This is a genomic window from Burkholderia sp. ZZQ-2 (assembly GCF_050768715.1).
In the GTDB taxonomy this organism is placed as follows: Bacteria; Pseudomonadota; Gammaproteobacteria; order Burkholderiales; family Burkholderiaceae; genus Burkholderia; species Burkholderia cepacia.
In genome coordinates, this window is record NZ_LDVA01000196.1 from 1 (window position 1) to 24262 (window position 24262).

The 24262-nt window shown below is 67.8% G+C and carries 22 protein-coding genes and 1 pseudogene; 12 read left to right on the forward strand and 11 right to left on the reverse strand.

The annotated features are described in order from the left end of the window. Positions 1-163: 163 nt before the first annotated feature. The 4 genes from ABY44_RS13240 (at position 164) to ABY44_RS13255 (ending at position 5841) form a co-directional block, all read left to right on the forward strand. Complete coding sequence (locus ABY44_RS13240; protein WP_060082641.1) at positions 164-631, forward strand: hypothetical protein; 468 nt, start codon at positions 164-166, stop codon at positions 629-631. Between the two features lie 228 nt (positions 632-859). Next, positions 860-2080, forward strand: a complete 1221-nt coding sequence (locus tag ABY44_RS13245) for a putative glycoside hydrolase (protein WP_060172883.1) — start codon at positions 860-862, stop codon at positions 2078-2080. Continuing rightward, a complete protein-coding gene (locus ABY44_RS13250) occupies positions 2026-4413 on the forward strand; it encodes an exo-beta-N-acetylmuramidase NamZ domain-containing protein (RefSeq protein WP_196488022.1) in 2388 nt (795 codons plus the stop codon). Before ABY44_RS13245 ends, ABY44_RS13250 begins: the two co-directional genes overlap by 55 nt. Positions 4414-4707: 294 nt before the next feature. After that, on the forward strand, positions 4708-5841 hold the full coding sequence (locus ABY44_RS13255) for a TIGR03364 family FAD-dependent oxidoreductase (protein ID WP_230948841.1): 1134 nt from the start codon (positions 4708-4710) through the stop codon (positions 5839-5841). A gap of 87 nt (positions 5842-5928) precedes the next feature. Here ABY44_RS13255 and ABY44_RS13260 read toward each other — a convergent pair whose 3' ends face one another. Genes ABY44_RS13260 through ABY44_RS13270 form a run of 3 tightly spaced genes read right to left on the reverse strand, consistent with a single transcriptional unit; the run spans position 5929 to position 8226 of the window. Further along, positions 5929-7119, reverse strand: coding sequence for a zinc ribbon domain-containing protein (locus ABY44_RS13260; RefSeq protein WP_060172815.1), 1191 nt, complete (start codon positions 7117-7119; stop codon positions 5929-5931). A 29-nt stretch (positions 7120-7148) separates the two neighbouring features. After that, positions 7149-7832, reverse strand: a complete 684-nt coding sequence (locus ABY44_RS13265; RefSeq protein WP_224051807.1) for a hypothetical protein — start codon at positions 7830-7832, stop codon at positions 7149-7151. Between the two features lie 19 nt (positions 7833-7851). After that, positions 7852-8226, reverse strand: a complete 375-nt coding sequence (locus ABY44_RS13270) for a hypothetical protein (protein WP_230948843.1) — start codon at positions 8224-8226, stop codon at positions 7852-7854. Here ABY44_RS13270 and ABY44_RS13275 point away from each other — a divergent pair. After that, positions 8198-8959, forward strand: coding sequence for a hypothetical protein (locus ABY44_RS13275; protein ID WP_230948845.1), 762 nt, complete (start codon positions 8198-8200; stop codon positions 8957-8959). The two genes, ABY44_RS13270 and ABY44_RS13275, sit on opposite strands and share 29 nt — an antisense overlap. Before the next feature lie 116 nt (positions 8960-9075). Here ABY44_RS13275 and ABY44_RS13280 read toward each other — a convergent pair. Then, a pseudogene (locus ABY44_RS13280) lies at positions 9076-9228 on the reverse strand (double zinc ribbon domain-containing protein); the annotation flags it as partial. 514 nt (positions 9229-9742) lie between these two features. After that, on the reverse strand, positions 9743-9871 hold the full coding sequence (locus ABY44_RS13285; protein WP_021162513.1) for a hypothetical protein: 129 nt from the start codon (positions 9869-9871) through the stop codon (positions 9743-9745). Positions 9872-10095: 224 nt separating this feature from the next. Here ABY44_RS13285 and ABY44_RS13290 point away from each other — a divergent pair, with 224 nt between their 5' ends. Further along, positions 10096-11061, forward strand: a complete 966-nt coding sequence (locus ABY44_RS13290) for a hypothetical protein (RefSeq protein ID WP_414143096.1) — start codon at positions 10096-10098, stop codon at positions 11059-11061. 163 nt (positions 11062-11224) lie between these two features. Continuing rightward, positions 11225-12334 (forward strand): DNA alkylation repair protein, encoded by a 1110-nt coding sequence (locus ABY44_RS13295; protein WP_060172817.1) that lies wholly within the window; start codon positions 11225-11227, stop codon positions 12332-12334. Positions 12335-12371: 37 nt separating this feature from the next. Here ABY44_RS13295 and ABY44_RS13300 read toward each other — a convergent pair whose 3' ends face one another. The 4 genes from ABY44_RS13300 to ABY44_RS13315 form a co-directional block, all read right to left on the reverse strand. Continuing rightward, positions 12372-13004 carry a hypothetical protein gene (locus ABY44_RS13300; RefSeq protein WP_060172818.1) on the reverse strand — a complete coding sequence of 211 codons (633 nt, stop codon included), beginning with the start codon at positions 13002-13004 and terminating at the stop codon, positions 12372-12374. A 33-nt stretch (positions 13005-13037) separates the two neighbouring features. Then, positions 13038-14909, reverse strand: a complete 1872-nt coding sequence (locus ABY44_RS13305; protein WP_059696753.1) for a hypothetical protein — start codon at positions 14907-14909, stop codon at positions 13038-13040. A gap of 173 nt (positions 14910-15082) precedes the next feature. Then, on the reverse strand, positions 15083-15850 hold the full coding sequence (locus tag ABY44_RS13310; protein ID WP_431641282.1) for a hypothetical protein: 768 nt from the start codon (positions 15848-15850) through the stop codon (positions 15083-15085). A 56-nt stretch (positions 15851-15906) separates the two neighbouring features. After that, positions 15907-16773: a PASTA domain-containing protein gene (locus tag ABY44_RS13315; RefSeq protein ID WP_155637916.1), complete on the reverse strand. Its 867-nt coding sequence runs from the start codon at positions 16771-16773 to the stop codon at positions 15907-15909. 336 nt (positions 16774-17109) lie between these two features. On the opposite strand from ABY44_RS13315, the gene ABY44_RS13320 reads away from it, so the two are divergent. The 5 genes from ABY44_RS13320 (at position 17110) to ABY44_RS13340 (ending at position 21822) form a co-directional block, all read left to right on the forward strand. Beyond that, positions 17110-17481: a hypothetical protein gene (locus ABY44_RS13320; protein WP_060172821.1), complete on the forward strand. Its 372-nt coding sequence runs from the start codon at positions 17110-17112 to the stop codon at positions 17479-17481. Then, the gene (locus tag ABY44_RS13325; protein ID WP_230948846.1) at positions 17481-18428 is read left to right on the forward strand and encodes a hypothetical protein; all 948 of its coding nucleotides are present in this window, start codon (positions 17481-17483) and stop codon (positions 18426-18428) included. The genes ABY44_RS13320 and ABY44_RS13325 overlap by 1 nt, the downstream gene beginning before the upstream one ends. Before the next feature lie 148 nt (positions 18429-18576). Then, positions 18577-19179: a TetR/AcrR family transcriptional regulator gene (locus tag ABY44_RS13330; RefSeq protein ID WP_059696745.1), complete on the forward strand. Its 603-nt coding sequence runs from the start codon at positions 18577-18579 to the stop codon at positions 19177-19179. Between the two features lie 418 nt (positions 19180-19597). After that, positions 19598-20317 carry a response regulator transcription factor gene (locus ABY44_RS13335; protein WP_021162521.1) on the forward strand — a complete coding sequence of 240 codons (720 nt, stop codon included), beginning with the start codon at positions 19598-19600 and terminating at the stop codon, positions 20315-20317. Then, positions 20317-21822 carry a sensor histidine kinase gene (locus ABY44_RS13340; RefSeq protein WP_027792332.1) on the forward strand — a complete coding sequence of 502 codons (1506 nt, stop codon included), beginning with the start codon at positions 20317-20319 and terminating at the stop codon, positions 21820-21822. The genes ABY44_RS13335 and ABY44_RS13340 overlap by 1 nt, the downstream gene beginning before the upstream one ends. A 19-nt stretch (positions 21823-21841) precedes the next feature. Here ABY44_RS13340 and ABY44_RS13345 read toward each other — a convergent pair whose 3' ends face one another. Together ABY44_RS13345 and ABY44_RS13350 are read right to left on the reverse strand one after the other, a co-directional pair. Continuing rightward, the gene (locus ABY44_RS13345; RefSeq protein ID WP_059696744.1) at positions 21842-22945 is read right to left on the reverse strand and encodes an AraC family transcriptional regulator; all 1104 of its coding nucleotides are present in this window, start codon (positions 22943-22945) and stop codon (positions 21842-21844) included. A 452-nt stretch (positions 22946-23397) separates the two neighbouring features. Further along, positions 23398-24186 carry an HAD-IIB family hydrolase gene (locus ABY44_RS13350; protein WP_060172822.1) on the reverse strand — a complete coding sequence of 263 codons (789 nt, stop codon included), beginning with the start codon at positions 24184-24186 and terminating at the stop codon, positions 23398-23400. Positions 24187-24262 lie beyond the last annotated feature (76 nt).

The following is a 24262-nucleotide window of genomic DNA, read 5'->3' on the forward strand; positions in this document are numbered from 1 at the left end:
GGGCCGGTCGGGGGCACTTGACCTGCGTCAACCGGAAATCGACGTTCCGCGCGACGCTGGCTTCGTCAACGATGCGAATGCGTCACGTCGCGGCACGCCGGCCGTGACGCGCCCGGACGAACGAGCCGCATCGCCACCCGCGTGCCTGAATCGGGAGAACGAAATGCGGACTGGAATCGTCGGGTCGCTACTGCTGTCGACCTGTTTGATGGCCGCCGCCGCGAGCGTGCCGGCTCAAGCGCTGCCCGAGCCGATCGTGCGGAACGGTGCCGTATACATCACGGGCGGCGTCGGCGAGGAGGAAGTCGCGGCGTTTCGCGCCGCTGCGCCGCGTTACAACCTGCGGATCACGTTCGCGACGAAGGCCGGTCATTACCTGTCCGACATCGACGTCACGTTGGCGTCCGGCAAGTCGACGATCCTCGACGCGCACACGGCCGGCCCGTTCCTGTTCGCGCGCGTACCGCCGGGGCGATATACGGTATCGGCGCGCGATCGGGCCGTTCAGGAAGTCCGTCACGTCGTCGTGCCGGCGCACGGCGCCGTCGATATGCGGTTCTACTGGCGGAACCCGGACCGGCGCGATGTGATGCGGCTTTGCAGCGGTTGTCCGGGCGCAGGCACGCCCTAGACGCGCATTGCGATCGACGCGTTTCGGGCGGCGGCGCAGCGCGTGCCGTTGATCTGCCTCACGCGGCGTGGCGGCGGATTCGCAACAATATCCGCAGGAATTCGCGTCGCGAGGTGTGCTTTGAAGAATCGTGCAATCGTCCATTGGCCGCGTGCCGGGCGGCACCGGCATGAGCCGTTTCGAGGCGGGTGGCAGGGCGCAGCGACGCTCGGCCGCGTGCTGGCGGGCATGCTGCTGGCGCTCGCGTGTGTCGCCGCCCGGGCCGGAACCGTCCCGGTGACGGTCGTCGATGCCGGCAGCGGCCGGCCGGTGTCGGGTGCGCTCGGTTATGCGTCGGGCAGCAGCCTGGTTGCATCGGCCGCCGGCATGTTTGCCGCGCCGGCGGGCGACGTGACGCTCAGCGTGACCGCGCCCGGCTATGCACGCGCGGAGGTCGTGCTCGCCGCCGGCGAGACGGCACGCACGGTGCGGCTCGTCCCGTTCCGTCCGAAGGCCGTCTACCTGTCGGTCTACGGTGTCGCGGATCGCACGCTGCGCGACGCGGCGCTCGCGCTCCCGGGCCGCACGGCCGTCAACGCGTTCGTGATCGACGTGAAGGGCGATCGCGGGATGACGCCGTATCGCAGCGACGCACGCGAAGCGATCGGCGCGGCGAGCGGCGAGCCGGGCCCGCGCGTCGCGGACCTGCCGGCGCTGATCCGCGCATTCCACCTGCGCGGGCTCTACCTGATCGCGCGCATCGTCGTATTCAAGGACGATCCGCTCGCGGCCGCCCATCCCGACTGGGCGGTGCGCGACGCGGCCGGCGGAATCTGGCGTGATCGCGAGCATCTGCGCTGGATCGATCCGACCGTGCGCGCCGCGTGGGAACACAACTTCGATGTGGCCGAGGAGGCCGCGCGGATGGGTTTCGACGAGATCCAGTTCGACTATCTGCGCTTTCCGGATGCGAGCGGCCTGCGGTTCCACGAACCCAACACCGAGGCGAACCGCGTGGCCGCGATCACCGGATTCCTGGAGGGCGCGCGCGCACGGTTGCGGCCTTACAACCGCTACCTGTCGGCCGATATCTTCGGCTACGTGTGCTGGAATGCCGACGACACGCAGATCGGGCAGCGGCTCGGCTCACTGGGCGGGTTGGTCGATTACATTTCGCCGATGCTGTATCCGTCGGGCTTCACGTGGGGGCTGCCGGGCTGCCGCAAGCCGACCGATCACCCCGGCGAGATCGTCGGGCGGTCGCTCGCGGAAGCGATGCGCCGCACGGGGCTCGACGGCGTGCGGTTCCGGCCGTGGCTGCAGGCATTTCGCGACTATGCGTTCGACCGGCGCGCGTTCGACGCGGCGGACATCCGCGCGCAGGTCGACGCCGCGGACGCGGCCGGCACGGACGGATGGATGCTGTGGAATCCGCGCAATCGTTACGATCCCGCTGCGCTGCCGCGCTGACCGGTGCGCTGCTGTTCGCACTGGCGCCGGCCGGCGCTCGTGCGGTGCGCGACGCGGCACCGGCGACGGCGCCGCAACGCCAGGCGGCCGCGATCGATGCGGCGATCGCGGCTGAAATCGCCGACGGCCATCTTGCCGGCGCGGTCGTCGTGACCGGCGACGCGGACGGCGTGCAGGTGCGCGTGGCGCGCGGCTTGCGGGTGACGGGTGAGCACGCGGAGGCGATGACGGCCGATACCGTCTTCGATCTCGCGTCGCTGACCAAGCCCGTGGCGACGGCGGTCGCGATCTTCCAGCTCGCGGAGCGCGGCCTGCTGGGCCTCGACGCACCGGCCGCGCGCTACTGGCCCGCATTCGCGGCGCACGGCAAGGACACGATCACGATCCGTCAGCTGCTCGCGCACGTGTCGGGGCTGCCGGCCGGCGTGTCGTCGTCGCGCGCACTGCGCAGCCGTGCGGCCGTGCTGGCCGACATCGTCGCGATGATGCCCGCGGAGCCTCCCGGCACCCGTGTGCGCTACAGCGACGTCAACTACGTGGCGCTCGGCGAGATCGTCGCGCGCTTGTCGGGGCAGCCGCTCGACACATGGTGTGCGGGTCACGTGTTCGCGCCGCTCGGCATGGCCGATACCACCTTCAGGCCGGGCACGGCGATACGGGCACGCGTCGCGCCGACGCTCGTTCGCGACGGGCGGTTGCTCAGGGGGCGCGTGCACGATCCCGTCGCGGCGGCGATGGGCGGTGTCGCGGGCAATGCGGGGTTGTTCTCGAGTGCCGGCGATCTGGCGCGCTTCGCGCGCATGCTCCTGAACGGCGGCACGCTCGGCGAGACACGCGTGCTCGGCGACGGCAGTGTCGCCGCGCTCGAGACGCCGGCCACGCTCGACGCCGAAGGCGACTGGCATACGCCCGGCTGGCGGGTCGGGCCGCCGCTCGTGGCGAACCGCTATCGGTTGCCGCCGGCCGGTGCGCTGGAGCATCTCGGCTATACGGGCACGGCGCTGTGGATCGATCCCGTGACGCGCCGTTTCGCGATCGTGCTGACGAGCCGGCTGTATCCCGACGAAACCGGCACCGCGATGCCGCTGCGCGCGCTCGTGGTCGGCCTCGTATCGAGCGCGGCCGCGCCGGTGACGTCATTGCAGATCGCGACACGCGTGCCGACGATGGCTGCGGCCGTCGCGCAGGCCGGCCGGTTGCCGGTTTCGCGCGGGCCGGTGCTGGCCGGCATCGACGTGCTCGCGGCAAGCGGCTTCGCCGCCGTGGCCGGCAAGCGAATCGCATTCCTGACCAACAGGAGCGGATTCGACCGGTTCGGCCGGCGTTCGGCCGACCTGCTCGCGCGGGTGCCGGGCGCGCGGCTCGTCGCGCTGTTCGCGCCCGAGCACGGGCTCGGCACGGATGTCGACGAAACGTTCGGCGACACGACCGACGCCGCGACCGGCGTGACCGTTCACAGCCTCTACGGGGACCGGCGCAGGATCGCGCCCGAGTGGCTCGCCGACGTCGACGTGCTGGTGATCGACCTGCAGGATGCAGGCGTGCGCTTCTTCACGTATCTGGCCACGCTCGGCTACGCGCTGGAGGCAGCGGCCGCCGCGCACCGCCCGGTGCTCGTGCTCGATCGCCCCGACCCGCTGGGCGCCGACGTGGTCGGCGGCCCCGTGGCCGATGCCGAGCCGGCGACGTTCACCGGTTATTTCCCGTTGCCGCTGCAGCCCGGCATGACGCTCGGCGAGCTCGCGCGGCTCTTCAATGCGCGCCTGCATATCGGCGCGGCGCTCACCGTGGTGCCGATGGCGAACTACGCGCGCGCGATGCGTTTCGACGACACCGGGCTCGGCTGGGTGCCGCCGTCGCCGAATTTGCGGGATGGCGCCGCCGTGTCGCTCTATCCGGAGACGGGGCTCATCGAGGGGGCGGCACTCAGCGTGGGGCGCGGAACCGCGACGCCGTTCGGCGTGGTCGGCGCGCCGTGGATCGACGGGCGCGTGCTCGCCGGCGATCTTCGCGCGACGGGGCTGGCTGCGACGTTCACGCCGGTCCGGTTCGTACCGACGGAGGGGCCGTATCGCGGCAGGTTGTGCGAAGGCGTGCACATCCAACGGCGGCCCGGCGCGACGTGGCCGGGTGAAATCGGGCTGGCGCTCGCGCTGGCGTTGCGTCGGCGATATCCGGTGCAATTCCGGATCGATGCAATCCGCGCGTCGATCGGCTCGCGCGAAGTGGCAGACATGCTGGATGCGGGGCGGCCGCTCGGCGATATCGAACGGGTGGTCGAGACGCAGAGCGTTGCGTTCGCGCGCGAACGTGCGGCATTTCTGCTGTACTGACCTCGGCATCGCGCTGTCCTGTCGCGCCGGTCACGTTGCGCCACGCGCCGGCTACGGCATGTGCGAATGCCGCGCACCAACGGATCGATGCGATTCTCCACGGCGTCGTGCAATGGCAAAATTTGCCAAAACATGCCGTTTTGTGGCTTTTCACGCGGATGTCATCTCGCGTCGCGATAGTGCGGGATCGCGCGCCAGTCCCGGGGATCTACCCGCGGGACGCGGCGCACTGCAACCGACACGCCCGCTCCGAACGGGCGGTGCATCACATCTCGACAGAAGGAGCGTGCCATCGTGAACGCCATCGCAGCGGCGGATGCTTACGACGTGATCGTCGTCGGCGCGGGCATCGTCGGCCTTGCCCATGCCTATACGGCGGCGCTCGAGGGGCTGCGCGTCTGCGTGATCGAACGCGACGCCGCATGCGTGGGCGCGTCGATCCGCAATTTCGGTTTCGTCACGGTCACCGGGCAGCACGCCGGGCACAGCTGGCGGCGGGCGCGGGCGAGCCGCGAGGTCTGGGCGGACGTGGCGCCGCAAGCCGGCATCGATGTGCTTCACCAGGGCCTGCACCTGATTGCGCGTCGCCCCGAGGCGATGTACCTGATCGATGCGTTCATGCAGACCGGCATGGCCGACGGCTGCCGGGTCATGACGCCCGGCGAAGCGGCGGCCGTGGCGCCCGAGCTGCGGCTGCACGGCGCGCAGGGCGTCCTGCACAGCCCGCATGAACTGCGCATCGAGCCGCGTACCGCGATCGGGTTGCTGGCGTCATGGCTGGCCGAACGCTTCAGCGTGCGGTTCCGCTACGGCGAGATGGTGCACGAGGTGCGCACGCCGACGGTACGGACGTCGCGCGGCGTGCTGCACGCGGAGCGCGTGATCGTCTGCGGCAACGCGGACAGCCGTCACCTGTACGGCGACTGGTTCGCGCGGCACGAGGTCCGCCTGTGCCAGTTGCAGATGCTGCGCGTGCGGCCGCGCCGCCCGCTGGCGCTGCGCGCCGCGGTGATGAGCGACCTGAGCCTGCTGCGTTACGCGGGTTTCGCGGCGCTGCCGGCCGCCGGCGCGTTGCGTGCGCGCCTGAACGCGGAGGAGCCCGTGTGCGTCGGGTACGGCATCCACCTGATCGCGGTGCAGAGCGCCGACGGCAGTCTCGTGGTGGGCGATTCGCATGAATACGGCGCCGCACCGCTGCCGTTCGCAACGCAGGAGATCGATGCGCAGATCCTGCGCCTGCTGCACGAGACGCTCGATGTGCCGGAGCTGGATGTGGTCGAGCGCTGGACCGGCAGCTATCCGTCGGCGCCCGATGCCGATTGCGTGATCGAAGCGCCGGACGACGGCACGCGTGTCGTCGTCGTGACGAGCGGCGCCGGGATGAGCACGGGCTTCGGGATCGCGCAGGACGTGTTTGCCGCGTGGTGACGGCGTGGACGAGCCGGGGAGGCTCGCGCGGCTGAACCGGCCGGCGCCTGCCGATCGACAGCAGGCGCTGGCGCGATCATGCAGCCGTCACGCGTGACGGCGTGCGCCGCATTCGCCGCAGAACAGGTCGTCGGCGGCCATCGGCTTGTGACACTGCGCACACGCCGTGGCTTCGTCCGTGGCGGGCGATGCCGTATCCGACGCCGGCAGCGAAGCCGCTCCGGCCGCACCGGCGGCGTGTGACGCGCGTGCTTTTGCGAGGTGATCGGCGGCGCGCTCGCGTGCCTGTTCGGCGTGGCGTTTCGCGTCCGCGACGTGCTGGCTCAGTTTCTCTTCGGTCGCGGAGAAATCGACACCGCTGACCGTCTGCAGATAGATGAGGCACGTGCCGTTGACGAACGTCAGGAACGGGATCACGAGGCCGATCGCGACCAGCAGGCCGTTGCCGAAGCCGTACGCGCCCAGATAGGCCATGCTGCGGTAGTCGAATCCGCCTTCCGCCGCGTCCGCGCCGAGGCCGTACGCGCTGGCATGACGGCCGAAGCCGCCCAGGCCGCCGAGCGTGCTCATCAGGCCGCCCAGCGGGCTGGTGCCGGTGGCCGCCGAGATCGACGAGGCGATCGCGGCGCCCGTGCCGAGAATCCCGAGTACGACCGCGGACAGGACGCCGACGAGCAGCAGCAGCCCGAACATCCTGACGATCACGCCGAGCAGCTGGCGGCGGCCGATCTGCAACAGGCGTGCGGCGGTCTGCAGCGTCGAGTTGCCTTGCCAGATGGCGGGCGCGGCCAGCGGATAGCCGACGTACCACATGCCGGCGAAGATCGCGCCCGCGACGATCGCCGCGAGCGGATACGCGATCGCATAGAGCAGCGGGCCGAGGCCCGGGATCTTGCAGACCAGGAACACGATCAGCAGCGCGAGCAGGAACAGCACCCAGCCGACGGCGAGCAGCACGCCGACCCCGATCAGGCGGTGGACGGTGAACGTCGCCTGCAGCAGCGCGTCGGCGAATCCGACCGGCTCGCCCTGGGCATCGCGCATCAGCACGATGCCGACCGCGGAATAGCCGATCAGCGAGATCGCGCAGGTCGCGATGACGAACAGCAGGCCGAGCACGGGGCTGTGACCGAGTACCTGGATCGTGAGCATGCCCATCAGCATGCTGGCGACGAGCGCGAAAGCGCACATCGCGAGTGCGCGCCAGTTCGTGACGGCCTCGGCGGCGCGCAGTAGTCCGAACTTCCCCGACACGGGGGCGTGATCGAGCGTTGACATCGTTGAATCTCCTTGCAGGTGCGGGCGGGTCAGTGTGCGGCGGGGGCGTCGAGCAGCGCGACGACGGTGACGCCGTCGACCTGCGCGAGCTGGATGCTCGACTGCCGGACCGAGCCCGGCTTGCCGTTCAGGTAGACCTGGCTTTTCAGCGTATACGTGCCTTGCGGTGCGCCCGACGGCAGTTTCAGCGTGAAGCTGTTGTCGAATTCGCCGCTGCCCGGCGTCGCGTTGACGACCTTCTCGCCGCGCTTGAACTGTTCGCCCGACGGTGCATAGACGGTCACGACTTCCTTGACCTCCTGGACGGGCTCGTTCGTGCCGGACACCGCGCGAATCTGCGAGGCCAGCCTGATCGGCTCGCCAGCCTTGACGGCGGAGCGCGGCGTCACGACCGTGTTGTATGCGTCGATCTTCGCGTAGGGCGGCAGGTTGTTGCGGTTGCTTGCGCGGTAATCGCGGTCGACTTCGGCTGCCGTCTTCGTCTGCCGTGTCGCCACTTCGATCACCGCGCACGCGGCGAGTCCGGCCACCGCGCCGCCGATCGCGCCCTTGGTGCCGCCGATCAGCGCGCCGACCAGCGCGCCGCCGGCGCCGAGTGCGGTACAGCGCAGCACGGATTCGGACGAGATCCCGCCGGCGCCGTTCTGGGTGGCGCAGCCGCTGGCGAGCAAGGTGACCGCGCAGGCCGCGGCGAGGGTTTTCTGGATTGTCATGTCGGTGTTCTCCGGCGCTTCATTCAAGTGTGCTGTTGTTGCGCAGTGCATCCATCTGCCGCGCCTTCGCCTTGCCGATGAGCGTCTTCGCCGGACGGTTGCCGGGCTCGATCGCAAGGACGCTTTCCGCTGTCGCGATGGCCTTGTCGTACTGGCCGCGCGACAGGTCGCCCTGCGCGCGTTTCAGCAGGCCGTCGACGGCGGGCGATGCGGAGTTGGCCGCCGTGGACGGGTGCACGGGCGGTGCAGGGCGCGGCTTGTTGCGCGATGCTTCCGCAACGGCGGCGGGTGCGGGTGGTGCGGGTGCGTCGTCCTGCAGTTTCGCGAACGGCGACGTCTGTTGCGCGTTCGCCGATGCAGGCGGCGTGTTCGACGCGGGCGGCGTCGCGGGCACCGAAGGCGTCGCGACATTCGTGACGACGGCCGGGCCCGACGCGGGCGAGGTTGTGGCTGCGGCGGCGGCCGTATCGATCGGCGCGGACGCCGGTGTGTCGGCCGGCGTCGTCGCAACGACCGCGCTGGCGATGACGGTACCCGCTCCGGTGATGTCCGACGCGGCGTTGGCCGGGACGGCCGGCACCGTGGATGCGGCGACCGGCTCGGGCGTTGCGGGGGCGCTCGCCTGGCGGCCGTGCCACCAGAATGCGCCGCCCGCGCAGGCGACCGCGACCGCGACGCCCGCCGCAATGATCTTGAGTTTTGCCGACGTATCGTCGTTCGTAGTCGCGGGCTGTGCGATCGGCCGGGACACCACGCCGGATACCGGACGTATGGGTTCTGTATCCGGCGCCGGCGCGGTATCGGTGTCCGGTACGTCGCGAGGTTCGGCAACCGTTTCGACGGCGATCATGTCGTCGTCTGCGAGCGCCGCTTCGGTGCTTGCCGATGCGCCCGCAGGCCCGGACTGCCCGTCGGTGACGACGGGCGAGACATGCGACGCAGCTACCGTATCGCCGCGATGGTCTGCCGCTGCGTTGGGCGTGGCGGTTGCCGCGGCGCCATGCGATGGCAGCGGTGCGCTCGCGCGACCCGATTCCGCATCGGCGATGTTCGCGACGTGCGGGGTATCGTTCGGGGTGGTGTTCGCCGCCGGTGATTCGACGCCGATGTCGTGCACAGGCGCGTGAGCCGATTCCGCGGCTGCGTATGCGGGTTGCGGTGCGGACTCGGCCGGTGGAGCAGGCACGTCGATTTCGATTGCGCCATTGTCATTCGCGGATGCGACGGGCGTCCCGCACTTGTTGCAGAAACGCTGGCCTGGCGTCAGAACGGCATGGCAGCTCCGGCATGGTGCGCCGGCCGCTTCGTTACGAGTGGCCGCCACCGGTGTTCCGCATTGCTTGCAGAACTTGAGCCCGACGGGCAGATCGGTGCCGCAGTGGGTACACGCAGTCATGATTCAGTAATCCTCTTCTTTTGAACGATCGACGTGAAGGCGCCGTGCGAGCAAGCGCACGTATGTCCGAATCGCGGGATGGCGGCGTATCGGCCGTGTGCTACGAAGGCACGCGACGCGGAACGGGCCGCTCGGCGCGGGATATCAGTCGAATTCGGGACGGCCGCGCGGGAAGTGGCGGCATAGAGAAGAAGAGATCCGGCCGACGTGGATCGGCACGTATGGCACGTACGGCCCGACGAATCCGGATGTTCCGGTATTGAATGGCGAGTTCAAGCTTTCCCCGTTTCAGTCGCCAGGTTGAATCCGGCGGACTGTTTTCATTATTTGGATTGGTAATACAAATGGTCTTCTGCGGCGGATATTACACTGAAATCAAGCGGTTTTGCCATCCGCCAATCGCGTGGCGCAGTGTGTCGACGGAGAGTTGCACAGCACGGCAGCGAGCGCCTGGCGGCTTCGGAGCGGACGTCATGGCGCAGGAAGAATTCCGCTCGAAAATGCGCATCTGCCGTCACAGCAGACAGACGCGACGCAGCGTGACCGTGCGCAGATACACGGATTTATCGAGCCACGGCACAAACACGTACTCGTCGTATGCGTCGCAGCCGATCAGAATCCAGTGGGACAGAACGTTGGACATGATGGTCTCCTTGACCCGGCTCGTTTCTCTCTCTGACGTGGTGGGTGCCGACGTGCAGCTGTCGTCGTTCCGTCGTGCGCTCACACACGGTATACCCGGCGAGCACGGTACCTATTCCCGAAGCTGCGCGATGCATTTCCGCGGCATGTCGCTCATCGCGGGAATAAACGGGCTTGTTTCCCGGTATGTCGATCACGCACTGGAGGCATGGAGAGGAGGCGCCAATGCACGACAGGGAGAGGCAGACCGGGGACACGCCGGGCCGGGCGCAGCGCGATCGCGAGGGCGCCCCGAACGCGAGCGGGGCGCAGCGGTCGTCGTGGTTGCGGGAGGGCGGCATGCGCCCGCCACGGAGCAATCGTGCCTTGCGTCACGCACCGCATACGCACGACCCCGACGACGGTCGACCGGTGTCGGCGCATGACCTGATGCGCAAGACCGGGCGGAGGCTGCAGCTCGGGTCCGGCATCCTGCTGTGGCTCTATATTTCGATTCACATGGTCAATCACGCGCTCGGCATCTGGTCGATCGATATCGCCGAGCGCGGGCTGCACCTGGCGATCGGGCTCTGGCAAAGCCTGCCCGGAACGATCGTGCTGTACGGCGCGGCCGGCCTGCATTTCGCGCTGGCGATTCGCACCATTTACGGCCGCCGGCACTGGTCGCTGCCGCCCGCCGAATGGCTGCGTCTCTGGGCGGGACTCAGCCTGCCCATGCTGTTGATCCGCCATGTTGTCGGGACCCGCGTAGCGACCTCGTTCTACGGCTTCGAACCCAACTACGAGCGGGTCATCGTGTCGCTCCTCACGAGCGGCACGCAGGGGCTGCAGATCGCGCTGCTTGCACCGGGGTGGGTGCACGGCAGTCTCGGGTTGTGGTTTCATCTGCGCCGGCATGCGTTTTTTCGTCGCGCAAGGTTCGTGCTGCTGGCCTTGCTCGTCCTGCTGCCCGTGCTGTCGGCGGCGGGCTTCGTGCAGATGACCCGTGCGATCGTGCCGGAAAGTCTTGCCGTACCGGCGCCTGATGCGGCGCTGGTCGCGCATCGCGCCGCGCTCGACAGCTGGCGGCATCTGCTCGTCGCCGGTTATCTGTCGCTGATTGCGATCGCCTTCACCGGCGGTCAGTTGCGAAACCGGCTTTTCGGTGACGATCCATCCGCTGAGCCGCGGCGAGAGCCGACGCATGAATGAATACCGTGCGCCCGCTCGCGGTTCGCGATCCGCCCGTGCCGGCTGCACGCGCATCGGCGCAAGCCGGACAGGTAAAGTCTGCTGACAGAATCTGGCAGGGGCTTCGGCGATACTGTGCGTTTTCGCACCCGATGATCCGCGACGCGCGTCGGATCTCCACGTCATGACAACCAATCAAGTTCCCGTCCCGTTGAAGGAGTCGCTGGGGAAGCGGCAATTCCATGCGCTGTCCGACGCGCTGCATTCGATCGAGCCTGCCTTCGACCGGTCGGCATTTCTAGCCACGGCGCTCGAAGGCCTCGACGGCTTGACGTTGATGGAGCGCGTCAGGCGCGCCAGTCTCGCGATCGACACGGGCGCACGGCCGCTGCCGGGCGGGTACGATGCCGTGCTGGCGTTGTTGCAGGAGGCGGCGCCGCGATTGGGCCGGGGTTTCGTATCGCTCATCGCGCCCGATTACGTCGGGCAGTACGGTCGTCACGCGTTCGACCGTTCGATGGACGCGCTGAAATACTTCACGCCGTTCGGCACGTCGGAATTCGCGGTGCGCGAATTCCTGCGCATCGACCTGGCGCGTGCGCTCGCAACGATGGAAGCCTGGTCGCACGATGCGGACGATGCCGTGCGCCGGCTGGCGAGCGAGGGAAGTCGCCCGCGTCTGCCCTGGTCGTTCCGGCTCCGCGAGATCGAGGCCGACCCGTCGCTGGCCGCGCGGATTCTCGACAACCTTCGCTCCGACCCGAGCGCCTATGTGCGCCGCTCGGTCGCGAATCACCTGAACGACGTGGCGAAGACGTATCCGGCGTGGGTGCTCGATCGGGCCGAACGATGGGGCGGCGACCATCCGCATACGCGATGGATCGTCCGTCATGCGCTCCGCACCCTCGTGAAGCAGGGCAATGCGCGAGCGCTCGCGATCCTGGGTGCCGACAGCGCGCCGCGTCTGGAAATCGGCCCGTTCGGCGTGACGCCCGCGCAGGTGGTGCTCGGCGAGTCGATTACGCTCGCGTGCGAGCTGCAATCGACGGCCGAGACCGCGCAGCGGCTCGTCGTCGATTACCGTATCGCGTATGTGAAGCAGAATGGCGACGCGTCGCCGAAGGTGTTCAAGCTGAAGGGGCTGACGCTCGAACCCGGGCAGCGCGTCACGCTGCGGCATAGTCGCCCGATGCGCGATTTCACGACGCGCCGGCACTATGCGGGCCGGCATGAGGTGGAGCTGATCGTCAACGGTCAGGTCGTTGCGCGATCGTTTTTCGAGCTTGCCGTGTGAATCAATTCAGTGCCCGCGCAAAGGCAGGCGGCTTGCGCTATTGCACCAGTACCGCCTTGACGCAAGCCGGACCCAGTGGCTCGCCGTTATCGGAGCGTGCGCCGATGGCGTAGACCGAGACATGCATGCGTTGACGCTCGAAAGCATCGAAGAGCCACCGGCCGTGTTCGCCATAGTGAGGGTGACGACTGAACCCAATGGACTCCAGTGCCTCCGTGAACCGGGCGAAGTCGGGATCGCACGCCGGCAACGGGGAGGCCGGCGCGCCGGGAATCGGATCGAACATCAGATCCACACGCGTACCGGTATCACCGATCGTCAGCCGCTGGAGACTGAATGCCCAGTTGCCCGGCAGGCGTTGACCATAGCCGAACTGATCCTTGTCGATCGCTTTGGTCTGCACGCCAAAGATGCGGTGTACCGTTTCGGGCGTGATGTCGGTCACCTGGCTGCTGTCCTGAAGCAGCGCCAGCATGCGTTGTAGCGCCTGCGTCGTGCTCAGGTTCGCCGGCGCCCGGGATTCGACGGGCGATTCGCCTGCGCGGTCCGGCGCGGCCGAGTCCGCGAGCTGTCCGTATACGCAGTCAAAGGGCAAGCAAAAACTCAAGGCCGCCACGACAACCCCCGACGTGCGGAACAGGCTGCGGGCAATGGGCGGTTTGGCGGTCATGGCAATGTCCGGCGCGATGTTCGGGGCATGCGTCTAACGCACGCCAAGCGAATAGTCCTGGCCGTACACCGAGCGAAGTTCTCCCGGCTTGCCCAGGAGCCTGAGCGGGCGATACCTGGCGTTGGACAGGATGCGCGTGGCGCGCGGGTAGAACCCCGGGTCGGAAGCCAGCCCCCTTACGTGCGCCATGTCGGCCGCGATGCGCGTGAGCGTGTAGCGCGTCAGGTCGCACTGGATCTGGCCGCCGGCGATCTCGCAGGCTTGCTTGTCGTAGTCCGCGTTGGGCGGGGTAGGGTACAGGCCGTCGATCACGATGGCTTCGCCCGGCGCTACGCTGAACGAAGCAAATTCGCGCTTGAGCCTGGTCGAGACTGCCAGCCCGTCGACGGATTTCTCGCGGGTGACGGTCTTCCATCCCGCAGGCTCGGTCATCTCCGACACCGTGCTCTTTTCCGTCGCCCAGAATGCGCAGCCGCCGCTCTGGACGAAGACCGACGAGCAGTACGTATTCGTGACCTCACGGTCACGATACTGCGCGTTGAACCATTCCTGCGACTGGATGAAGTCGGTGTTCTTCTTGGGCAGCAAGGCGATCAGCCCCAGCGGCGAGCTGCCCGGCTTCTGCCGGGTGCCGAGTTGCGACATCGCCTCGGAGGTCGTTTCGTAGGTGTTGCCGGCGACGGTGTACGTGCCCGGATTGACGATGTAGACGAAGTACTGGGCGTTGCCCGCCACGAAGGTCGATACGTAGCCGTGCAGCCCCACTTCGGTGAAGGGTTCGTCCGGCCCCACGCGTATCACGTCATGGGCATCGGTCTTGTTTTGCCAGATGGTGGTGGCCGTCACGTCGGTACGGAACGCCCATTTCCTTGGGTCGATCGCCTCGTTGCCGGTGTATTTTTTGTCGAGGTTGATCGCGGGCACGATCACGAGGGACTTGCCGGCCACCACGGCGCGGTTGATCAGCCAGTCGATGCCGGTGTGCCAGCTTTCCAGCTTGCGCTCGCGGGGAAGCGCCGGGGGCGCTTTCGATTCGCCCGGTGGTGCTGCCGTCATGGCCGCGACGAGCGTGCAGATTTCCTTGCGCAGCGTTTCGTCGTCCATCTCCTGCTTCGGGTTGAGTCGTGCGACCACGGAGATCACGCCCAGCGCCTCCTCCAGCATGAAGCGGATCGGGAACGAGCGCTTCTCTCCCTGTTCCGGGAGCGGCTGGACGATCGTGACGTCGGTCAGCGTGCCGTATCGTTCGTTCGACGTCACGCTCAGCTTTGCCGCGGTGGCGGCTTGTGTCAGCCGCGAGGCCGCGTCGGCCGGGTTCAGCGCCTTGATCGGCAACCAGGTGGTGTAGTGGCGGCCCGTGACGCCATCCAGCGCGGGGCGGAAGTTATAGGTGCAGGTGGTAAAGGCGGGCGCGCCGAGAAACGCGTCGCTGGACGACGCGGGCGCCGTGGCGGCCACGCCTGAGCCCACTGCGTTGCGGCTCATGTCGACGCGGCCGAGCATGCCGCACATGCCGCCCCGGATGGCTTCGGGTGCTGCCTGCATGCCCGGGGGCAACGTCGTCGCCACGGAAATGGTTTTCGTGTCCTGATTGGCCGTCAGCGTAATGGCGAAGCCGCGTGCGCGGTCGCTTTGCTTTTGCTGGATGGTCAACTGGCCCGCCGGGCCGGTGTAATTTTCGTCGCCGATCACGAAGCCGTCGCTCGCGGCAATCTGCTTGAGTTGCGCGATGGCGTTGCGTGCGTCCAGTCCCGGCACCGTGGAGAAGGTCGAGAAGCGCGTGCCGGTGCCGGTGTCGGCTTCACGCCTGAAATTGGCCTCGCAACCGGCCGCAGCCGCGGCGTGGTGCCAGCCGAGACCCAGCATCAGCCCGGCGAAGGCCAGGCGCAGGCGTGCGGAACGCATGGTGCTGCGTTTCCCGTGTAGTGATGTCGTCACGTCGATGTCCCCCAGTCGATCAGAAGTTCAGGTGTGCGGTCGAGCGCTCGACGCCTCGCGGTTTCGGCTGCCGTTGCGGCCGCGGGCAGGTGTCGTCATGCACGGCGCGTGCGAGCGGCGCGATGTCGAGGCGCGCTCGCTCAGGCGTCGGCGCGCTTGCACCGCATGCTCGTGATACGTTGGTCCGGCCTGTTGCGGTAGAACACGAAGGTGGTTGCCCCGGGGCCGTGCTTGCCGCCATCTTCGTCGACGTAGGTTTCGGCAAACACCGGTACGGCCGCGTTGGCGATACTGACCCGGTAGAACACGTTCTTTTGCGTGTTGGGTGCGGTGGTGCCGTAGTCCCGCGCGCAACTGCCGGCGATGCGCTTGACCGCGGCACCTCTGCCGAACTGGCGCAGCAGAATGTCATGCGTGTCGTCGTTCGGGTAGAACTTCCGCAGCACGATCGACAGGACGGCGGTCGCATTGCCGTTGAGTACGACGCCGACGTGGCCTTCGTTGTCTTTTTTGACGCCGGCGCTCTCGCCGACCTTGCCGTCCGGCACGTCCACCTCGCCAAAACCCGCGAGCAGCAGGCTGCCGCCACGGTAGCGCGTGGCCTCGCGGGCGTTCGTGTCCGGATTGACGAGCGGCCCGGCGTCGTCCCAGTGCACGCCGGTGACGCTGTCGAACGCTGGCCAGGTTGCCGGCTTCACTCCGCCGAACACGCCCAACAGCGCCTGCAGCGGCAAATCCGCGGCCATCGCCGGCTCATGGGGGGCAGGCCGGGATGCGGCGGACGCAGGTGCTGTCATCGGGCGGACGGACGGCGTCGCGCGCTCGCACGCGTTCAGGCCGACCAGCAGCGCGCAAGCGGACAGCGCGCGCAAGACGTTGGCCGAGGTTCGCATGTGCAGACGTTGCATGAGGCGCTCCGCATTCATGGAGGGCGCGGCCGGGCAGCGCGGCGGGCGATGGGAGATCAGCGGCACTTGACGTCGTAGTCCGTGACGGACGGGAGGGCGCCTTCGCCTACGGTGGTCAAGGTCAACTTGCCGGCAGGGCCCGTGTAGCCGAAGTCGCAAAAGGCGAGCCCGGTGCCCGCGCAGGACTCGGTCTCGACAATGCCGCGCCTGACCAGGGCGGACTGCCGCGGCTCTCCGCTGGCGCCGCCTCGCACCGGATTCCACCCGTTGGCGATCAGTGCCTTGCGGGCCTTGTCGATCGGCATGTTGTAGACGTTGGGCACCTTCGCGCGGCCTTGGCATACGGCGTCTGCGTCGGCCACCCTGGACAGGCGCAGCGTGCCGTCGCGGTCGACGTGCAGGTCGCCGGCGGGCGAGGGGGCGATGTCGCCATCCCAGATGCGCACGGCGCCGCTCTCTAGCGGGGCCAGTCTGCCGATGGCGGTATCTTCCGCCGATTTGCCATAGGCCAGCGCGATCAGCCTGCCGTTCTCGAACACGGCCACGTTGCCTTGCGTGATGCTGCAGGTGCCGCTGGTCGCTGCCTCCATCTGGCCCGCGAAGCTGATCGCGCGGTAGGGTCCCAGCGGCATGTCCGACATGACGGCCCAGCCTTGCGCTGCCACCAGCCTGGCCGCCGCCGATTTCGGCTGGATGACCAGTTGCGAGCAGTCTCCGCGATCGTTGGCGCTACCAGCCATGGGTAGATTCGCGAGCGGCTTCATGCGGATGTCCTTCAACTCGGACACGACGCGTGGCGCGGATACGGTCGTTTGTGCGGCGGCCGGCACGGTGAGCGCGAGGCCGAGCATCAGGCCGGCGCCATACAGGCAGCTCGATGCGAACGATGCGGCGAAACGAGGCGGAAAGGAGGCGCGCGGCATGGCGGAGAAATCCGTAGAGGTCGTGGAAGCGGGCTACGAGGTACGGTGCGTTTGTGTTTGCCTGTTGCCGGCATCGCGAGAGGGAATGCGTCGCCGGGTAACGTTTTTATGAAGCGCTTCCGCTTCCCGAATATCAGGATCGGAAAATATATTCAAAGGCAATAAAGCGGAGGCCGTTGCGCATGCATCGGCTGTTTCCGCTTCGACATTCGGGATTCTAGTCAAAGTAGATCGACTAGTATACATTCGTCATATCTTGCTTCCCGATCCGTAAAGAAAGGCACCTGTTACCCGGCAGGAGGCGACGCCGAGTCCGGTACAGGCAGGAATTCCACCATGACGCTGAAAGCCGGTATCGATGAAATCGCCCGGAGCCTCGACGGATTGCATCCGCCCTGGTTGCCCGCGTACGACATGCGGGCCTATGCGGCGAAAGTAGATTCGGAATGCGGATATGGCTCCGACATGATGGTCGCCATCGAGATCAATACGAGAATGTTCGAGGAGATTGTTGCATTCGTGCATGTGTGCGGCGCGTTTGCTTCGCTGCAACCGTCCACTGCGCGACAGTACGCATGCGTGCGCAATGACAGCGCGGAAATCGACGACGTGCTCGCACTCAATGCTTCCCGGGCATGTCCGACATACACGGGGTTGCTGAAGTCGCTCGTCGATCGGGGTATCGTCGTGCGATGTGCGCTGGATTGATGTTCAACCCCAATGAGGGCTTGGTGCCGATTCAATCTGTACTGCGACGCATCGCGTTCGCAGTCGCGATCGGCACCGGGCCAAAAATGACCAAGCCTTTCGGACACCGTGCCATGCAGACAAGCGCATTCAGGAAAACTCCCGTTTTGTTCGCCCTGGTCAACCAGGCGCTCGCCTGCATCCCGCGTCGACGCCGGACGGCTCTTGGCGCGACAGTCGGGCTAATGCTGGCCGCCAGCGTGTTTTCGGGGTGTGCGCCCCTGTCGGCGTCTGCGCCGACGGATCCTCAGCAACAGCTTGCCGCAGAGCAGCGCAATGCGAATGCGTTGTATAGCCAGAAGGTGCTGGCTTACAAGCCGATGTTCGAGAATCCTGGCGGCTATGGTCGAGCGCAGATACTGGACGCGTACGAGGCGGTCCTCCAGCAGTACTCCGTCGCTGCAATCACGTATGTCCGTACCATCTATCCCGAGGCTCGACAGACGCTTCCGCCTGCCCTGCAGCCATTGCCGGCGCCGTCGGGGCCGGTCACGCTGGCGGTCGTCAATCGCGACTACGAGCATGTGCTTGGAATGGGCGCTGCGATGTGGGAGATGGATATGGCGGCGAACTTCGGCCGGCCATCCCGGTTCCCGATACCGAAATACACCGGCCCGGTGCTCATCATGCCGCCTACGCCACCGTTTCCGCCCCTGCAGGATGTTCGCGATCCGAAGTTCGCACGGCTCGTGGCCATGACGAAGAAACTGGACGATGCGCAGAAGGCGGATCTGGCACGAGAGCATGCCGCGATCGAACAGCAGTATGCCGAGCAGGCCGCGTGGCGGGCTCGACACCCGATGGGCCAGTACGATCACATCGATCCGAGAACCGGACTACCGTATGCGGCCCCGCAACAGGAGACGCAGCGGTGGTGCATGATGAACGGCGGCCGGGTGCCTTGCTGAGACTGCCGCGAGCAGGGGCATGGCGGCCACGTGTTTGACGCCCTGCAAGGCGTGGTCGTACCGGCAGCCTGCACGCTTGCCCTGCAACCTGAAGAATCGGTGCTGACGGTGGTGCTAAGATGCCGCCCCGTAGTCAGGAGAAGCATGCATGCGCGCGAGCAAACGCCAGCAGGTGGTGGACAAGGCCGGTGAGTTGTTTTCCCGCCATGGCTTTCATCCGGTCGGTATCGACCGGATCATCGCCGAGGCGGACGTGGCTCGCATGACGCTCTACCATCACTTCGCGAGCAAGGACGATCTGATCAAGGCGGTGCTGGAGCAGCGCTACACCTTCATCATGGACAGCATTGCCGCCAAGCTCGAACCCATGGCGGATGCCACTGCGCGCCTGAAGGGGATCTTCGACTGGTACGGCGTCTGGTTTCGCAGCCCCGAGTTTGCGGGCTGCCTGTTCGAGCGTGCGCTGGCCGAGTTCGGCGCGACCTGTCCCAAGGTGACCGACGTCGCGGTGCGCTACCGGGACGACCTGTTGGCCATCATGGAGCGATTGCTGTCCGAGATCATTCCGCGTCGCCGCGCACATCAGCTGGCCGGCGTGTATGTGATGTTGCTGAGCGGCGCGACAGCGGATGCGCGTGCGATCGGGGATCCACGTGCCGCCGCACGGGCGTGGGAGGCAGCGAAGGTGTTGCTGAATGAGTCGACGGTCGCAACCGGGAGTACGCGTCAAACGCGTAGCCGTCCGGGTTAGGCGTTTGCTGTCGGCCTCCCGCTGCGCGTTCCGTGCGCCGCGCGTGCCGGTCGGCGGCACTGAATGTCGGAGGCGCCACTCACACAGCGTGCAGCGCGGATTCGGATCGGCAATCCGGGGCGCGCCGCCATCGCTCGACAGATCCGAGCCCGAGTGTCCAGCTTGCGTCCGGACGGAACGGCGCAGGTTCCGTTTCATGGGGCCGGATTGGAAAGCCATACCGGCATTGGCTCAAGGGGCGGACACGATGCAAAGATAAACGAAATGTGATCCCTCCCTCCCGCAAAATTTTGCACAATGGCGGCAGAGCGGCGCATTGCCGCGATTCGCTCCCCGGGAACCCGGCCAGCCGGCCCGGGCCCGGGGCCGGCCCGAACCGATACCCGACCTCGGCACCGACGTGCCGCCATCCGCCGCCATGGACCAACCGAAACGCATCCTGATCGTCGAAGACGACGCCGACATCGCCGACGTGCTCAGCCTGCACCTGCGCGACGAGCGCTACGAGGTCGTGCACAGCGCGGACGGCGCCGAAGGGTTGCGCCTGCTCGAGCAGGGCGGCTGGGATGCGCTGATCCTCGACCTGATGCTGCCGGGCGTCGACGGCCTGGAGATCTGCCGGCGCGCGCGGGCGATGACGCGCTACACGCCGATCATCATCACGAGCGCGCGTTCGAGCGAGGTGCACCGGATCCTCGGCCTCGAGCTCGGCGCCGACGACTATCTGGCCAAGCCGTTCTCGGTGCTCGAACTCGTCGCGCGTGTGAAGGCGCTGCTGCGCCGCGTCGATGCGCTCGCGCGCGATTCGCGGATCGATGCGGGTACGCTCGACGTCGCCGGGCTGGCGATCGACCCGATCGCGCGCGAAGCGAGCGTGGACGGCGCGCGCATCGACCTCACGCCGCGCGAATTCGACCTGCTGTATTTCTTCGCGCGGCACCCGGGCAAGGTGTTCTCGCGGATGGACCTGCTCAATGCCGTGTGGGGTTACCAGCACGAAGGCTACGAACACACGGTCAACACCCACATCAACCGGCTGCGCGCGAAGATCGAGGCCGATCCGGCGGAACCCGTGCGGATCCTCACCGTGTGGGGCCGCGGCTACAAGCTCGCCGCGCCGGGCCAGCGGGACGGATGATGAAGCTCACCCTCACCCAGCGGCTGTCGCTCGTGTTCTCGGTGCTGCTGCTCGCGTGCTCGGGCGCATCGGCGTGGCTGCAGATTCGCGCGAACGACATGCGCGAACAGGAAGTCGTGCAGGGGCTGTCGCGTGACCTCGCCGCCAATATCGTCAACAGCGTGACCCACAGCGCGCCGCTGATGGACGCGAACGGGCTGCGCCCGGACGCCGTGCGCACGCTGTTCGGCCAGTTGATGGGCGTGAACCCGAGCGTCGAGGTCTATCTGCTCGACAACGCGGGGCGCATCAAGGGCGACGATGCGCCGCCCGGCCACGTGAAGCGCGACCGCGTCGATCTCGCCCCCGTGCAGCGCTTCATCGCGGGCGAGCCGCTGCCGATCCTCGGCGACGACCCGCGCAGCCCCGACGCACGCAAGGTCTTCAGCGCCGCGCCGCTGCAGCGTGCGGGGCAGCCGCCGTCGGGCTACATCTATGTGGTGCTGCTCGGCGAGGCGCACGACCGGCTGGCCGCGCGCGTGGACGCCGGCAACGTGCTGCGCACGACGCTGTGGTCGATGGCGCTCGTCGCGCTGCTCGGCCTGCTCGCGGGCCTCACCGCGTTCAGCTTCATCACGCGCCCGCTGCGCCGGCTCACGGACGCGATGCGCCGCTTCGACGCGAACGGCACGCCCGACACGCAGCCGCCGGTGCCGCGCTCGCGGCCGGGCCGGCGCGGCGACGACATCGTCGTGCTCGAATCCGCGTTCGCGCAGATGGCCGACCGGATCGGCGACCAGTGGCGCGCGCTGACGCATCAGGACCAGCAGCGGCGCGAGCTGATCACGAACATCTCGCACGACCTGCGCACGCCGCTCACGTCGCTGCACGGCTACCTGGAGACGCTGTCACTGAAGGCCGATACGCTCGCCGACACCGAACGGCGTCGCTACCTGTCGATCGCACTCGCGCAGAGCGCGAAGGTCGGGCGGCTCGCGCAGGCGCTGTTCGAGCTCGCACGCCTCGAATCGGGCGGCGTGCAGGCCGAGCGCGAGCCGTTCTCGCTCGTCGATCTCGTGCAGGACGTGTTCCAGAAGTTCGAGCTGACCGCGCAGGCGCGCGGCGTCGCGCTGCATGCGCGGATTCCGGCGCGGGTACCGGTCGTGTCGGCCGATCTCGGGATGATCGAGCGCGTGCTGACCAACCTGCTCGACAACGCGCTGCGGCACACGCCTGCGCATGGCGAGGTCGAGGTCGCGCTGGAGCCGCGCGGCGACCGCGTGCTCGTGACCGTGGCCGATACCGGGGAAGGGATTCCGGCGGCGCGGCGCGAAGGGTTGTTCCAGCGGCCGCAGCGGCCGATGAGCGGCGGCGCGGTGACGAGCGGCGGGCTCGGGCTGCTGATCGTGCACCGGATGCTGGCGCTCAACGGCAGCAGTATCCGGCTGGTCGACCGGCCCGGGCGGGGGGCGGTGTTCGAGTTCGCACTGGCGGTGGCCGCGCCCGCGACCGGCGACGGGCGCTGAGCGCGGTCACTGCTCGCGCTCAGCCGCCGCGCTTGTTGCGCCGCACGTCGCTCGGCGTCATGCCGGTCCAGCGCTTGAACGCGTGGCGAAAACCCACCGCATCGCTGAAGCCGAGCGTCGATGCGATGTCCTCGGTGCTGAGCGTGGTCGTGCTGAGATAGTCGATCGCGAGCGCCTTGCGCACGCTCGCCAGCAGTTCGCTGTACGAGGTGCCTTCGGCTTCGAGCTTGCGGCGCAGCGTGCGCGACGTGATGCAGAGGATCGCCGCGATCGCATCGATATCGGGGAATTGTCCGGGCGTGCGGGTGAGTTCCTGGTACACGCGCCGCGTGACGCCGGCCTGGCTGCGCAATTCGTCGAGCAGGCTCGCGCAGTGCGACGACACCTGCGCGGCGGTAATCGGATTCGCGAGCTGCGGCGCGCGCGCGAGCCACGCGGCCGGATAGCTGAGCACGTGATGCGGCTGGTCGAACGCGATCGGGCATTCGAGCGCATCGCCCAGCAGCGCCGCGTGCGCCGGCTGCGGCTGCGCGAACTGCGCGCGCGCCGGCACGCACCACGCACCCATCACGTCCTTGATGATCGTCACGTGCAGCGCGAACTGCATGTCGATCAGGAAACGGTACAGCGGCTCGTCGAGATCGGGCAGCGCGACTTCGTGCCGGTCGGGAAACAGCCACGACGCGGTATCACCCTGTTCGACCCAGCGGATCGCGAGCATGCCGTTCGCGAGCCGGTGATATTTGACGGCCGATTCGAACGCGTGCGCGAGCGATTCCGAGCACAGCATCGCGTAGCCGTACATCCCGTAGCTCGACACGTGCAGCCGGTGGCCGACGCGCACGCCGAGATCGGAGCCGTCGTAGCGGCCGATGGCATTGCGCGCGGCCGTGAGGAACTGCAGCGGCGACGTGAGCGTGAACGGGTCCGCGACGGCGGCCGGCGTGAGGCCGGTACCGTCGAGCACCGCGACCGGGTCGATGCCGGCTTGCGCGGCCACGTCGAGCAGCACGGCCAGCTTGGCCGGCGTGAAGCGCTGCTGGCGCAACGCGTGGGCCGGCTCGAGGTCCGGCAGGCGGGCTGCGCGGGCGGTCGTCGGGTTCAAGGGCACACTGCGCGGCATGGGAACATCCTGCGTCCGAATCGATATCGTTTACGGCACGCAATTCTGCTCGGGATCGGTCCCATGCGCCACAGGGTTCACCCTGACGATCACGCGACAGGATCACGCGACAGTCGATGCGCGAGCGCGCTCAGCCCCGCTAGGGCCTGTTCACGCTAATAACGGGCTTGCGCTGGCCCCCAGAAGGGCCGAGCGCAAGGATTGCGACGACCAACGGAAGTCCCCGTGGGACGAAGCGAATACTCGACGTATTCGCGAGGAGCATGACGCGGCGATCGGCCCTTCTGGGGGCCAGCCCCACGAACGAATTTTTCTAAACAGGGGAACGTGCCTTTCCGCCCACATTGCGGCATCGTGCGTCGCTTGTTTGGCACGGCCAAACGGCGCTCCTTACTCCTTGCACTGCGAGCGGAAAGGCACGTTCGCAAGCCCGTTATTAGCGTGAACAGGCCCTAGTCCGCGCGCGTGCGCAGGATCGCGTCGGCGAACTCCACGAACCCGCTGCCGCCCGGGCCCTGCGTGATCCAGCGCGGCAACGCGGGCAACTGCCGCAGATACTCGACCACGGTGCTCATGCCGGCCGTGTGCGTGAAGTAGCCGAACATCGGCGCATCGTTGGTGGAGTCGCCGGAATAGGCGACACAATCGCGCGCCGCGCCGGCGCCCGCATCGACACCGAACGTGTCTGACAGCACGCGCAGCGACATCGACAGCTTGTCGTACCCGCCGACCCACCCGATGATCCACAGGTTGTTGATGGTCGCGTCCGCGCCGGCCTCGACCAGCGCGTCGCGGATTCGGTCGTCCTGGTCGCCGCCGGTGCGGGCGTATGCGAGCGACGTCAGCCTGAAATCCTGGTCGTCGGCGGGGCGGGCGGCGGGGACGGCGGCCTCGACCTGCCGCGCGATGCGCCGGAGTGCGTCGCGCGCGCCGGCGAGCGCATCGTCCGCATGCCAGTACCGGCGTTCGACGCCGTGCCCGTCCGGGCCGCGCCGGATGAAAAGGCCGCCGTTCTCGGCAATCACGCCGTCGACCGGCCACATGCGCGCCATCTGGTCGCACCAGCCCGCCGGCGCGGCCGTCACCGGGATCACGCGGATGCCGCCCGCCTGCAGGCGTTCGAGCGCCGTGTAGGTGCGGGCGGACAGGCGGCCGCGATGGGTCAGGGTCTCGTCCATGTCGGTCAGCAGGAAGCGGACGGACGAGAAGGTGTCGGCGGGGGCCAGGGAAAGCGGCTGCATGGTTTCGACAGCGGAATGACAGGCGTCGATTATGAAGAAGGGCGCCCGGCCGTGCCATGCCGCTTGCTGCTTTGCA

What these genes read in the sequence shown, in the direction of transcription:
- ABY44_RS13285 (WP_021162513.1), bottom strand. Translation starts at nt 9,871, where the DNA reads ATGTCCAACGTTCTGTCCCACTGGATTCTGATCGGCTGCGACGCATAC.
- ABY44_RS13250 (WP_196488022.1), top strand. Translation starts at nt 2,026, where the DNA reads ATGGATGCTGTGGAATCCGCGCAATCGTTACGATCCCGCTGCGCTGCC.
- ABY44_RS13290 (WP_414143096.1), top strand. Translation starts at nt 10,096, where the DNA reads ATGCACGACAGGGAGAGGCAGACCGGGGACACGCCGGGCCGGGCGCAG.
- ABY44_RS13345 (WP_059696744.1), bottom strand. Translation starts at nt 22,945, where the DNA reads ATGCCGCGCAGTGTGCCCTTGAACCCGACGACCGCCCGCGCAGCCCGC.
- ABY44_RS13240 (WP_060082641.1), top strand. Translation starts at nt 164, where the DNA reads ATGCGGACTGGAATCGTCGGGTCGCTACTGCTGTCGACCTGTTTGATG.
- ABY44_RS13245 (WP_060172883.1), top strand. Translation starts at nt 860, where the DNA reads ATGCTGCTGGCGCTCGCGTGTGTCGCCGCCCGGGCCGGAACCGTCCCG.
- ABY44_RS13300 (WP_060172818.1), bottom strand. Translation starts at nt 13,004, where the DNA reads ATGACCGCCAAACCGCCCATTGCCCGCAGCCTGTTCCGCACGTCGGGG.
- ABY44_RS13320 (WP_060172821.1), top strand. Translation starts at nt 17,110, where the DNA reads ATGACGCTGAAAGCCGGTATCGATGAAATCGCCCGGAGCCTCGACGGA.
- ABY44_RS13340 (WP_027792332.1), top strand. Translation starts at nt 20,317, where the DNA reads ATGAAGCTCACCCTCACCCAGCGGCTGTCGCTCGTGTTCTCGGTGCTG.
- ABY44_RS13295 (WP_060172817.1), top strand. Translation starts at nt 11,225, where the DNA reads ATGACAACCAATCAAGTTCCCGTCCCGTTGAAGGAGTCGCTGGGGAAG.
- ABY44_RS13310 (WP_431641282.1), bottom strand. Translation starts at nt 15,850, where the DNA reads ATGCAACGTCTGCACATGCGAACCTCGGCCAACGTCTTGCGCGCGCTG.
- ABY44_RS13325 (WP_230948846.1), top strand. Translation starts at nt 17,481, where the DNA reads ATGTTCAACCCCAATGAGGGCTTGGTGCCGATTCAATCTGTACTGCGA.
- ABY44_RS13315 (WP_155637916.1), bottom strand. Translation starts at nt 16,773, where the DNA reads ATGCCGCGCGCCTCCTTTCCGCCTCGTTTCGCCGCATCGTTCGCATCG.
- ABY44_RS13330 (WP_059696745.1), top strand. Translation starts at nt 18,577, where the DNA reads ATGCGCGCGAGCAAACGCCAGCAGGTGGTGGACAAGGCCGGTGAGTTG.
- ABY44_RS13335 (WP_021162521.1), top strand. Translation starts at nt 19,598, where the DNA reads ATGGACCAACCGAAACGCATCCTGATCGTCGAAGACGACGCCGACATC.
- ABY44_RS13265 (WP_224051807.1), bottom strand. Translation starts at nt 7,832, where the DNA reads ATGACAATCCAGAAAACCCTCGCCGCGGCCTGCGCGGTCACCTTGCTC.
- ABY44_RS13305 (WP_059696753.1), bottom strand. Translation starts at nt 14,909, where the DNA reads ATGCGTTCCGCACGCCTGCGCCTGGCCTTCGCCGGGCTGATGCTGGGT.
- ABY44_RS13350 (WP_060172822.1), bottom strand. Translation starts at nt 24,186, where the DNA reads ATGCAGCCGCTTTCCCTGGCCCCCGCCGACACCTTCTCGTCCGTCCGC.
- ABY44_RS13260 (WP_060172815.1), bottom strand. Translation starts at nt 7,119, where the DNA reads ATGTCAACGCTCGATCACGCCCCCGTGTCGGGGAAGTTCGGACTACTG.